We start from the raw sequence: 11,530 nt of genomic DNA on the forward strand, positions 1-11,530 counted from the left end.
TCCGCGGGTAGCCCGGCGGCGGGGGTCGTGCACAGCCTGGCGCAACGGCACGAGACGCTGGCCACGGTCGAGTCGCTCACCGGCGGCATGCTCGCCGCGTCGATCGTGGAGATCGCCGGGGTCAGCGGGATCTACCGGGGCGGCCTCGTCGTCTACGCCACCGAGCTGAAGGCCACGCTGGCCGGCGTACCGACCGAGCTGCTGGCCGAACGGGGGCCGGTGGACCCGGACGTCGCGGCGGCGCTCGCCGCGGGTGGCCGGCAGCGGTGCGGCGCCGACTGGGGCCTCGCCACCACCGGCGTCGCCGGCCCCGAACCGCAGGACGACAAGCCCGTCGGCCTGGTCTACGTCGCGGTCTCCGGCCCGAACGGCGGCGAGGTCCGCCAGCTCGACCTGGACGGTGGCCGGGACCACGTCCGCTCGACGGCCGTGATCGAGGCGTTGCGGCTGCTCGCCGAGCGGATCCACGCCGACGACGCCGAGCGGGGCGCGGTGGGCGTTGGACGCCGGTGAGCCGTCGCGGGCGATCCGACGGGCGGGGCGGGATGTCGCACGGGCTCGCACCGGGTACGGTTGCGGGAAGGCTCCGACGCTCGGAGCCGGCGCGGTCCGCCGCGACCGGCTGCCCGACGCCGGGCGAGAGGTATCCCTCAGGGGGAGGTGCGATGGTCCTGCTACGCCGGGTAATCGGTGACGCACTGCGGGCGCGCCGGCAGGGGCAGCACCGCACCCTGCGCGAGGTGTCCACCGCGGCGAACGTCAGCCTCGGCTACCTCTCCGAGATCGAACGGGGGCACAAGGAGCCGTCCAGCGAACTGCTGGCCGCGATCTGTGACGCGCTCGGTGCCCGCCTGTCCGAGCTGCTGCGGGAGGTGAGCGACACCGTGGCGCTCGCCGAGCAGATGCCCGGGGTGCTCGTCGGCATGCAGGACGAGCCGGCCGAGGCCGCGCCCGTCGGCGCGGCGGCCACCGTGCGCAAGAGCACCAACCGGGGCGTACGCCAGGTCACCTCCGACGGCAAGGTCGCTGTCTCGGTCCGCCACGAGTCGCCGCTCAAGGCCACGCTGCGCAGCACCCGCGTGCGCCCCACCGAGCGCGACCGGGACGTGGTCTGCGCCGCCTGAGCCCCTCCTCCCGGTTGACCATGGGCGAGCCGGCCCCAGCCGCGTAGGGTTGCCCACAGGATCTGCCGGTGCCGTCGACCGCCCGGTACGGATGCCGAGGTGGCGTTCGGCTGGGACGATGGAGACCGGCCGGGGTCGCGGTCGGCCGGCCCATTCCGGTCTGACCGCGGGTGGAGTGACGCTACTGAGGGGATACCGCGGAGATGGCGAACCCGTTCGTCAAGGGTTGGAACTATCTGATGGCACTCTTCGGTGCCAAGATCGACGAGCACGCCGATCCCAAGGTGCAGATCCAGCAGGCCATCGAGGATGCCCAGCGCCAGCACCAGGCGCTGGTGCAGCAGGCCGCCGCGGTGATCGGCAACCAGCGCCAGCTGGAGATGAAGCTGTCCCGGCAGATGACCGAGGTCGAACGGTTGCAGGGCAACGCCCGGCAGGCCCTCGTGCTGGCCGACCAGGCCCGCGCCAAGGGCGACGAGGCCGAGGCCGGGCGCTTCGAGCAGTCCGCGCAGACCCTCGCCACCCAGCTGGTCTCCGCCGAGCAGGCCACCGAGGATCTCAAGACCCTGCACGACCAGGCGTTGGGCGCCGCCGCGCAGGCCCGCCGGGCGGTCGAGAACAACTCGATGATCCTCCAGCAGAAGCTCGCCGAGCGCACCAAGCTGCTCAGCCAGCTGGAGCAGGCCAAGATGCAGGAGACGGTGGCCCGCTCGCTGGAGTCGATGTCGTCGCTCACCGCCCCCGGCAACACCCCCTCCCTGGACGAGGTGCGGGACCGCATCGAGCGGCGGTACGCCAACGCGATGGGCCGCGCGGAACTGGCCGGCAACTCGGTCGAGGGCCGCATGCTGGAGATCCAGAAGGCGACCATCGACTCCGCCGGTTCGGCCCGGCTGGAGCAGATCCGGTCCAGCATGGCCGGGGAGCAGCTCGGCGGCGCGGCACAGCGACCGGCCGTACCGCAGGCCGAGAAGGCCGGCGACCCCGCCGCCGCGGCCCGGCTGGACGAGCTGCGCGCCAGCATGGCCCGCGAACGGGGCACCGGCGACCCGACCGCCGCGAGCTGAACGTCTCATCCGAGGAGGTCAGGGTGGCGGACGAGCGAACCCGGTACTTCCGCCAGCTGGGTCGGCTGCGCCGCTCCGCCCGGCGGTGGAGTGTGCTGGCCGGTGGGCTCGGCGGCGCTGCCGCGGTGCTGACCCCGTACGCCGGCCTCGGTCTGCCCGACGCGGCCTGGGCGGGCGCCGCGGGCAGTGCGGTGGCGCTCGCCGCCTGGCGGTGGATCGACCTGCGGGCGTTGGCCGCCCGGCCGGCGCCCCCGGCACTGGATCCGGCCGAGGCCGCGGCCCGGTCCCGGGCGCGGCTGGTGGCCGCCGTCGAACGGCTGCCGGTCGGCCACGGTGTGCTGGCCGAGGTCCGCCGGGTCCGCTCCCGGGTCGCGCTGCGCGGCACCACCGCCGGAGCCCAGTGGGCCCGCCTGGACCGGGCGGCGCTCACCCTGGCCGGGATGGCACCGCGACTCACCGGGCTGGCCGAGCCGGCCGTGCTGGAGGCCGCCGCCGCCGACCGGTCGCTGCGCGACCTGGCCGCCCGGGTGGCCAGCGTCGAACGGGCGTTGCGGCTGGCACCGCCCGACGCCCGGGCACCGCTGGCCGACGCGCACGGCGCGCTGGTCGCCCAACTGGAGAGCGGCGTCGCGGCCTACGAACGGCTCGTCGTGGCCGCCGCCGGCTACCTGGCCGAGGACTCCCGACCCGAGAGCGCCCACCCGGCCGCCGACCGGCTCACCGAGGCCACCGACCTGCTGCACGGCGTGGCGTCGGCGCTCGCCGAGCTGCGCGCCGCCGGCACCCCGCTGCGCGCGCCCACCCGCTGACGCCCGCCGGGCACCGGCGCCGCGGGCCGGTCACGGCGGTGTCGTGACGGAGACCGGCCCGGTGTACGGCGAGCTGCCCACCACGTTGAACGACCGGATCCGGTAGTGGTAGGTCACGCCCCGGGCCAGCCCCGTGTTGGTGAAACCGCTACCGGTCACCGTGAACGTGGCCACCTCCCGGTCGAAGGCCGGGTCCAGCGCCCGCTGCACGATGAACCCGGAGCCGGAGCTGGCGGTCGTGCCCGGCCCCCAGCCGAGGATCACCGTGGCCGTGTCCGGCCCCGGCGCGCTGGCGGTGACGCTGACCCCGATCGGGGTGCCCGGCACGGCCGGGGTGGTCACCGCCGCCACCGTCGACCACGCCGACGCGGCGCCCAGGTACGTGGTCCGGACCCGGTAGTAGTACGTGGTGTCCGGTGCGACCGCGATGTCCAGGTGACTGTTGCCGACCCCGATCGCCGTCGTGCCGGGGCCACTGGTGAAGGTGGGATTGGTGGCCCGTTGCACGTCGATGCCGGTGGCGAAGGAACGGTTCGTCCAGCGCAGGGCCACCCGTAGCGGCGCGGCCGGAGGGATCACGGCGACCATGCCGACCGGGGCGGGCAGGTGCACGGACGCGGGCACGCTGTTCGACCAGGACGAGTAGCTGACCGCGTTCTCCGCCCTGATCCGGTAGTGGTAGGTCACGCCGGGGGTCACCGTCGCATCGGTGTAGCGGGTCGCGGTCGCCGCGACGGTGATGGTGGTGACCTCACCACCGAACGTCGCGTCGGTGGCCCGTTGCAGCACGTGGCTGGTGGCGGGCGGACGGCCGCCGTTGCCGGTCCAGGCCAGCGCGATCGCCGGCAGCGCGGTGGCCGAGCCGGGCACCGGTGTGGCGGTCAGCCCGGTCGGTGCCTTGGGGGCCACCCGCAGCACCAACGGCCGGCTCATCCCCAGGTCGCGGTGGGCGGCGAGCCGGCTGTGCCAGCGGTACTCCCAGCCCAGGTTGACGAGCTGGTTGACCACCACCGCCGGCCGCCCGTCGGCGGGGCTGACCGGTGTCGAGCCGGTCCGGATCCCGGCGGGGCGGCCCGGGTCGAGCAGCCGGACGCTGTCGCCCAGCTTGAACGGCAGCGTCGGGGCGACCGGGCGCACCGCCACCACCACGTCCTCGCGGGGATTGACCCGGACGATGTCCTTCCAACCCAGTTCGGCACCGTGGAGGGCGCGCACCGTGCCGTCCCAGCCGACCCGGTTGACCACCTGCACGTCGCAGCCGCCGAAGCACAGCGGCTCGGTCTGTCGGACGTTGCCGCTGATCCGCCACAGCTGCGTGCCGTCGGTCGGCGCGCCGACCGGCACGGCCGGGTCGGCCGCGAAGAGCACCTCGGTCACCGGGTCGGTCGGGCCGAGGGGGAGCGTCGCCGGGGTGAGTGGCCCGGCGTGCGGGTGCCCGACGCCGAGTCGACCCGCCAGCCGGCCGTGGTCGGGCTCGAAGACCTGCTGAGCGGCCTTCACCTCGACGGGCAGGGTCACCGGGCCGACCGCGCCCGCCGGGGTGAAGGTCACCGTGTCCGCGTGCACCGGCACCGTCGTCTCCCGTGCCGTCCTGGTGCCGAACGCCTCGTCGTACGCCGGCTGCGGAACGATCGGCGGGCGTTGGCTGGCCGCGTACGCCACGGGCAGCCGCTCCCGCAGCCGGGCCAGGTCGTACGGTGGCTCCGGCGCCCCGGTGACCCGGAACTGGAGCAGGGTACGGGTGTTCGGGCCGTACCCCGGCTCGGTGGGCGGCGGCCCGCCCTCGGCGGTCCGGTCGGTGGCGTCGGCGTGCTGGTCGTAACGCGGATCGAACCCGGGCAACGGGGCGGGCGCGTCGTTGTACAGGATCAGCGTGCTGCCCGCCGGGACGGCGGCGAAGTCGACCAGCACGTCGGCCCGTTCGCCCGGGGCGAGCAGCAGGGTGTGCCCGTCGACGTTCAGCACGGTCGGGTCGAGCCGGTCGTACCGGAAGCCGACCGGTCGGTTCGGCAGCACCACCGGGGCGGGCAGCAGGCCGGCCTCGTTTCCGATCTGGACGAACGCCGGCCCGGCCGCACGAGGGTCCGGCACCCCGCCGTCACGCCCGTCGGTCGGCCAGCCCGCCGGCCGGTCCGCCGCCCGCACGGCGGCCACCATCGGCACCTCGCCAGCCTCCGCGTCGGCCAGAACACCGTCGTCGGTCCACATCGGCCCGTCCGAGCAGGCCCGGTAGAGCTGAAGGTTGACGCTGCGGTCCAGGCAGGCGTTGAGGATCCGGAACCGGTACACGCGGGGCCGCACCTCCAGGTATGGGTAGGCGACACCGTTGACCAGCGGAGTGTCGCCGTACGCCTCGGGCACCGCGGACGGGTGCGGCACGTCAGGCCGAAGGGGCGGCTCGTCCGGCGCGCCCACCGGGTCGTGCAGCGGGTTGGGCACGGCCCCGGCCGGGATGGCCGTGTTTCCGACGCCGCCCGGGGCCGGGTCACGGGACCAGGGGCCGTAGTCCCACCGCCCGGTCGGGTTGCGCCCACCGGGGCGGTACGGGTCCTGTCGCGGCTGGTAGACGTGGGGGTGCCAGAGGCTGCCCCGGGCGCCCCAGCGTTCCCGGTCCCAGGTCGGATCCTCGGCGGCGAGCTGGGTGTCGTCCGGCACGAACGTCTTGTCCTCGATGACCAGCGGCACCTGCTCGGCCGGCAGCACCCCGTCGGCCACGAGCTGCTCCTCGGCCGGGTCGGTGAGCAGGTAGAGCGCGAGCTGCCCACCGTAGACGGTGAGCCGGGCCAGGCCGAGGGTGTTGTCGTGGAACCACAGCAGACGCCCGCTCTGCTCGTTCGGGTAGTACAGCGTGGTGGCGCCCGCACCGGGCGGCGGCATGTCCGGCACGTGGGTCAGGCCCGTGCCGGTCGGGTACGGGGTGATCTCCGCGGCCGGGGTGATCCACTGCCCCGGGTTGCCGGCGCTGGTCCAGCCGGTCCGAGCCCCGGCCAGGTGCAGCACCGCCCGGTTCTGCGGGTACGGCGCGGGGCCGCCCAGCGGGCCCGGACCCGCTCCGTCGACCGTGTCGTCGACCGGGAGGAACAACTCGCCGGCCCGGCCGGTGGGCAGCTGATTGATGAACTTCACCCGGACCGGCCGGCCCCGCCGGGCGAGGATCACCGGGCCGAGGTGCCAGGGCCGCTCCGGGGGCGCGACGGTGTTGTGCCCCGACGCGTCGGTGCCGAGGTTGAGCTGCCGGTAGCCGCGCAGCCGGGTGGCCGGGAGGTCCCGGTGCAGGCGTTGGGCGTACTCCTGCAGGCCGATCTCGTAGTAGTCGCAGCCCGGATAGCTGATCGTGTCCGCGACGGCCACCGGCAGGTACGCGCCGAGTCCGGTGCCCGCCACGGGCGGTGCGGTCTGGCCCGGGACGGGCGGTGCGGTCTGGCCCGGGACGGGCAGCGCGTCGATGAACTTGCGCAGCCCGGTCCCGGGCACCAGCCGGCCGTCGGCGTCCCGCAGAGGGCGCGGGCTGTACGCGAAGTTCGGCACCGGGCCGAAACAGCGGGGCACGACGGCCGGGTCCAGGCTGGTCGCCGGTGCGGCGACCTCCTCGGTGGTCCGGACGACCTCCTCGGTGGTCCGCGCGGCCGGCACCACGGACGCCACCCGGCCGTTGCCGTCGCTGTCCTGGGCGGTGCGCTCGAAGAAGGTGGAGCGGAGTCTGCGGAAGATCGCCATGACTCTCCCCGGGTCGGTGCACCGGGTCCGCCACCCCGGCGTGGCGACCCTGGTGCTCTGCTGACGGTCGGTGAGCACTCAACCGCAGCATGCGACTCCGACGGCCAGATAGGAATTACCCAATCGTCCGTATCTGGGATGACCTCGGGCGGTGCGGGGCGGTCAGCCGGGTGACGGGGCGTCCGGGTGTTCCGGCTGGCAGACCGGGCACCAGTAGGTGACGCGTTCGCCCAGCTCCTGCTTGCGGATCGCGGTGCCGCAGCGGCGGCAGGGCTGGGCGCGGCGGCCGTACACGTAGCTGGTCTGGCCCCGGTGCAGCGAGCCGGTGCTGCTCTGCGTCCAACGACCCCGGTTGGCCGCGAGCAGTCGCTGCGCGAGCGACACCAGGCCGGTCAGGTCGGGCACCGCGCCGACCGGTGTCCACGGGGACACGCCACGCAGGAACAGCACCTCGCACTTGTAGAGATTGCCCACGCCGGCCAGCGCGCGCTGGTCGAGCAGCGCCTCGCCGATGGACTGCTCCGGGTCGGCGCCGAGCCGGCGGACCGCCTCGGCCGGATCCCAGTCGGGGCCGAGCAGGTCGGGGCCGAGGTGACCCACCAGGTGGTCCTCCTCGGCGGTCGGCACCAGCGCCAGCTCGTGCAGGTGGTAGCCGACCGCCACCGCGCCGGGGCTGCGCAGCACCACCCGGATCAGGTGGGCCGGGCGGCCGCTCCACCGTTCGCCCGGCGCGTACGCCCGCCAGGCGCCGTCCATCCGCAGATGCGAGTGCAGGGTCCAGTCCGCCCCGTCCGTTGCGGTCAGGCGCAGCAGCAGGTGCTTGCCCCGGCTCGCCGACTCGCGGACCGTCCAGCCCGTGAGGTCGGTGGTCGCCAACTGCGGCACCCGAAAGTCGCTGTCGGTGATCCTCGAGCCGGCCAGCGCGCGGTGCAGCACGCGCGCGGTGTTCCAGACGGTGTCACCCTCGGGCATCCCACCATCCTCCCTCTTTCGAGCAGGATTCGCATGTGTCGCTATTTGTACACAGGTTCCTCATGATCTTCTGACATGCGAGGGTCAGGGGGTTCTGAGGAGAATGCCGATGTCAAGGCCGCATTGTCGTACCCGATCCCTCTCCCTCGTCACCACCCTCACCCTCGCCCTCACCGCCACGCTCCTGCCCGCCACCAGCCACGTCCCGGGCGCACCCGCCGCCGGCGGCCCGCTCACCCTCACCGCCGCCGCACCGGACGGCGAACGGTGGAACGCCGACCTGTCCGTCGTCGACCGCGACGACGTCAACGTCCGGCGCACCCCCGCCGGGCTGCGACTGCGCGAGGCCCGGTCCGCCGGCCGTAGCCCGCGCAGCCCGCACAGCGCGGTCGCGGAGGGGATGCTGCTGAACGCTCCCCGGACCCTCAGCCGGCCGGCAACCCGGATCCGCGCCCAGGTCACCGCCGACGTACCGGCCGGTGCCACCGTCGAGGCCCAGGTCCGTGGTTGGCGGGTCAGCGGCTGGACCGAGTGGCGGGCCGCGACCGCCGGAGCGGTCTTCGACCGCCCGGTGAGCCGGGTGCAGAGCCGGGTGGTGCTCACCGCGCCCGCCGGTGGCGCCACCGCGACGGTACGCGGCGTCCAGCTCACCGCCGACGCGACCGCCGCCGTCTCCGCGGCCACTCCGGGCCTCACCTACCGGGTGTACGCCACCCGCATCGGGCTGGTCGGCGAGCTGACCGCCAACGGCCGCACCGTGCAGCCCCGGGACCACTTCGTGGCACTACCGTCGCGGCGCGGCCTGTCCCCGCTCAACACCGGTGACTACACCGTGCGGGTCTGCACCACCACCGGCTCCCGCTGCGAGTACGCCCCCGTCTGGGACGTCGGACCGTGGAACACCCGCGACGACTACTGGAACCCGTCGGCGGTGCGGGAGAACTGGAAGAACCTGCCGCAGGGCCGACCCGAGGCGCAGGCCGCCTACCAGTCCGGCTACAACGGCGGGCGGGACCAGTTCGGCCGGACCGTGCTCAACCCGGCCGGCATCGACCTGGCCGACGGCACCTTCTGGGACGGCCTCCAGCTCACCACCAACGCCTGGGTGGACGTCGCCTACCTGTGGACCGGTGGCGGGCCGCGTGGCGTGGTCGGCGACGGGCCGCTCAACATCCGCACCGGGGCCAGCACGTCGTACCCGATCCGTGGCCTCGCCGCCCAATTCGCCAACGTGCCGATCCAGTGCTACGTCACCGGCCAGTCGGTGGCCGGCCCCTACCGCACCACCACCCGCTGGAACCGGCTGGCCACCGGCCAGTACGTCAGCCATGCGTACATCTCCGGCGTGTACGGCGGCAGCGTGCCGGTCTGCTGACCCGTGCCCGCCCCGCCGGGTGCCGTCAGGGGCGCTCGTCGGGGCGGGCCGGGCGCACCATGTCCTGGTAGCGCGGGTGGCTGGCACCGTAGACGGCGTAGTTGAGCCGGGCGTGCGACAGGCTCAGGTCGCCGTTGGGGCCGCCCCGGACGGCGTCGGCGTCGGCGTCGGTCTGACCATCGTCGGTCCAGAAGCAGACCGGGCAGGTCCCCCCGCCGGTTCGGGATGCACAGCACGGACAGCCCACGGGAACTACGTGTTCACCCACCGGGGCAGCATTCCACAGTCGAATATCAGCGGGAAACCCGCAGGACGTCACCCGGGGCCACCCGAAGGAGGTCCACCGCCCGCCCGCCGTTCACGGCGACCGCGACCAGATCCGCCGAGTCGACGTACACCACCAGGCCACCGGCCGGGGCGTCGCCGAAGGTCCGCCCCCGGACGGCCGGCCGGGCCGGTGCCACCCCCGGCGGACCGACCCGCACCGTCGTCGGCAGCGGGTCGAGCAGGTGCGCCGGCGCGGCCAGTTGAACGTTGCCGAAATGGTCCACGGTCGACACCTCGGCGGTGAAGCCGTCGTCGTCCGAGGTCAGCGTCGGCGCCGGCAGCCGGACCAGACCGGCCGGATCCACCGGTGGCCCCGCCTCGCCCAGTGGCGCGCCGAGCGCCAGCCGGGCCGCGACCGGCGCGAACACGTCCCGCCCGTGGAAGGTGCCGGACACCCGGCGGGCCAGCCAGCGCGGCTCGGTCAGCTCCACCGCGGCGGTCACCCCGCCGAGCGCGGCGGCGGCATCCGGCAGCAGCCCGTTGTCCGGACCGACCAGCAGCCCACCCGGGGTGGCCAGCGCGACGCCCCGCCGGGCGGTGCCCACCCCCGGGTCGACCACCGCCACGTGCACACCCACCGGCAGGTACGGCACCGTCTGCGCCAGCACCGCCGCGCCCCGCCGCACGTCCGCCGGTGGCACCAGGTGGGTCACGTCGATGACCCGGGCCGCCGGCGCGATCCGGGCGATCACCCCGTGGCACGCGGCCACGAAACCGTCGGTGAGGCCGTAGTCGGTGGTCAGCGAGATCCAGGGCGTGACGGACATGCCCGCAGGCTAACCCTCCGCGTCGGTGCGCAGCTCCAGGACGAGTTCGTCGTGCAGGGGGATGCCGTCCTCGCCCACCAGGGGGATCTCCGGTTTGAGTCGGCGGGCACGGTCCACCGCTCCCCGGTCGACGTGCACCAGCCGCATGCCGCGTCGCTGGTAGAACCGCAACGCCCGCAGGTTGTCGTTCGAGGTGATCAGCCACACCCGGGCCAGGCCCGCCCCGGTCGGGGTCGCGGTCGCCGCCGCCAGCAGGGCCGTGCCGGCGCCGCCGCCGGGCGCGGCCGCGACCAGGGTGACCACCTCCAGGCCGTCGCCGTCGACGCGGTAGGTCAGCGCGCCGACCACCGCCGCGGTGGCGTCGAGCGCCACCAGGGTCGGCAGGGTTCGCACGTCGTGCCGGGTGTCGTGGGCGACCACGTACGGGCCACCCCACTCGCGCTCGTGCAGCGCGTCGATCGCCGTCCGCTCGGCGGGCCGCGCCGGCCGCACCTCGAACCCGCCCACGTTCGGCCCCCCCGCCTCTCGCCGCGCCTGCTCCGCCAGCCCTGGAGCGTACCGCCGCCGCACGGCCGACCCGTGGTGGCGGATATGGGACAGCGCGGTGGCCGACCGGCCCCTCCCGCCGCCGGGTGCGGTTGGGCACACTGCCCAGGTGACACTTCGGAGCCTGCCCGTCCTCGGGGTCCTGCTGGTCGCCGTCGCCGTCACCGCCGGCTGCGGCGATGACGACGCCGACCCGCCGAACGCGGCACCCATCGCGTCGTCGGTCTCGGCCCCGGCGGCGACCGGCCTTCCGAGCGCGCCGATGCCCTCGGCGGCCCCGTCCAGCTCCGGCGCCGTGGCAACGCCACCCGCCCCGCCGTCCGTGGCGCCGCAGGGGCCCACCGAACGCCGGCCGGCCAGCCCGCCGCCGGTGGTGCTGCCCCGACGTCCGGCCGGCGCGCCCGGCGCCACCCAGGTCGTCAACGCGTTCAGGGACGCCGGCCTGAAGGTGCCGCATCCCAAGGACCGCTCGGTCGACTGTGGCCCGGACGGGCTCGGCCTGGGCTGCTCCGAGCTCATCTCGACCGACGCCGTCACGGTGTACGTGTTCCCCGACGAGATCAGCGCCAGCGACATCGCGGAGACCTGGGGCGGCCAGTCGTACCGGCGCGGTGCGGTGGTCCTCAACTACCTCGACGCGAAGACCCCGGCCGCCGAGCGGCCCCGCTACGAGAAGGTCCTCAACGGCCTCGGCTGAATCCGGTCCGATGAGTGATGCCGGTGAGTCATCTTGATGACGCACCGGCATCACTCATCAGATGAGGTGCGCCCGACGCGACATTGCCGGGCCGGCGCTGGCCGGGAGTGCCGGGGCTGTCTCTGATAC

General features: G+C 74.7%; 11 protein-coding genes. 6 read left to right on the top strand and 5 right to left on the bottom strand.

The genetic code is table 11. From position 1 onward, the window contains the following. The 4 genes from F8271_RS25890 to F8271_RS25905 form a co-directional block, all read left to right on the top strand. Positions 1 to 513 (top strand): CinA family protein (locus F8271_RS25890; protein WP_225854763.1); only part of this gene is annotated, 513 nt, incomplete at its 5' end. 152 nt (positions 514 to 665) lie between these two features. Continuing rightward, positions 666 to 1,124 (top strand): helix-turn-helix domain-containing protein, encoded by a 459-nt coding sequence (locus tag F8271_RS25895; RefSeq protein ID WP_151492438.1) that lies wholly within the window; start codon positions 666 to 668, stop codon positions 1,122 to 1,124. 203 nt (positions 1,125 to 1,327) lie between these two features. Then, a complete protein-coding gene (locus F8271_RS25900) occupies positions 1,328 to 2,191 on the top strand; it encodes a PspA/IM30 family protein (protein WP_151492439.1) in 864 nt (287 codons plus the stop codon). A gap of 23 nt (positions 2,192 to 2,214) precedes the next feature. After that, entirely contained in the window at positions 2,215 to 3,000 is a 786-nt protein-coding gene (locus F8271_RS25905; protein WP_151492440.1) for a hypothetical protein, read from the top strand. Between the two features lie 30 nt (positions 3,001 to 3,030). On the opposite strand, the gene F8271_RS25910 is transcribed toward F8271_RS25905, so the two are convergent. Both F8271_RS25910 and F8271_RS25915 read right to left on the bottom strand, forming a co-directional pair. Next, entirely contained in the window at positions 3,031 to 6,717 is a 3,687-nt protein-coding gene (locus F8271_RS25910) for a hypothetical protein (RefSeq protein WP_151492441.1), read from the bottom strand. 162 nt (positions 6,718 to 6,879) lie between these two features. Then, positions 6,880 to 7,689 carry a DNA-formamidopyrimidine glycosylase family protein gene (locus F8271_RS25915; protein WP_151492442.1) on the bottom strand — a complete coding sequence of 270 codons (810 nt, stop codon included), beginning with the start codon at positions 7,687 to 7,689 and terminating at the stop codon, positions 6,880 to 6,882. Between the two features lie 109 nt (positions 7,690 to 7,798). Here F8271_RS25915 and F8271_RS25920 point away from each other — a divergent pair, with 109 nt between their 5' ends. Then, positions 7,799 to 9,064 (top strand): hypothetical protein, encoded by a 1,266-nt coding sequence (locus F8271_RS25920; RefSeq protein ID WP_151492443.1) that lies wholly within the window; start codon positions 7,799 to 7,801, stop codon positions 9,062 to 9,064. Positions 9,065 to 9,089: 25 nt separating this feature from the next. Here F8271_RS25920 and F8271_RS25925 read toward each other — a convergent pair whose 3' ends face one another. Genes F8271_RS25925 through F8271_RS25935 form a run of 3 tightly spaced genes read right to left on the bottom strand, consistent with a single transcriptional unit; the run spans position 9,090 to position 10,665 of the window. Beyond that, positions 9,090 to 9,332 carry a CPCC family cysteine-rich protein gene (locus F8271_RS25925; RefSeq protein ID WP_225854764.1) on the bottom strand — a complete coding sequence of 81 codons (243 nt, stop codon included), beginning with the start codon at positions 9,330 to 9,332 and terminating at the stop codon, positions 9,090 to 9,092. A 25-nt stretch (positions 9,333 to 9,357) separates the two neighbouring features. Continuing rightward, positions 9,358 to 10,158 carry an S-adenosyl-l-methionine hydroxide adenosyltransferase family protein gene (locus tag F8271_RS25930; protein ID WP_151492444.1) on the bottom strand — a complete coding sequence of 267 codons (801 nt, stop codon included), beginning with the start codon at positions 10,156 to 10,158 and terminating at the stop codon, positions 9,358 to 9,360. 9 nt (positions 10,159 to 10,167) lie between these two features. Continuing rightward, positions 10,168 to 10,665, bottom strand: a complete 498-nt coding sequence (locus F8271_RS25935) for a GNAT family N-acetyltransferase (protein ID WP_225854765.1) — start codon at positions 10,663 to 10,665, stop codon at positions 10,168 to 10,170. A 148-nt stretch (positions 10,666 to 10,813) separates the two neighbouring features. On the opposite strand from F8271_RS25935, the gene F8271_RS32615 reads away from it, so the two are divergent. Then, entirely contained in the window at positions 10,814 to 11,401 is a 588-nt protein-coding gene (locus tag F8271_RS32615) for a hypothetical protein (RefSeq protein WP_192580456.1), read from the top strand. Positions 11,402 to 11,530 lie beyond the last annotated feature (129 nt).

The sequence above is a fragment of the Micromonospora sp. ALFpr18c genome (assembly GCF_008868155.1).
In the GTDB taxonomy this organism is placed as follows: domain Bacteria; phylum Actinomycetota; class Actinomycetes; order Mycobacteriales; family Micromonosporaceae; genus Micromonospora.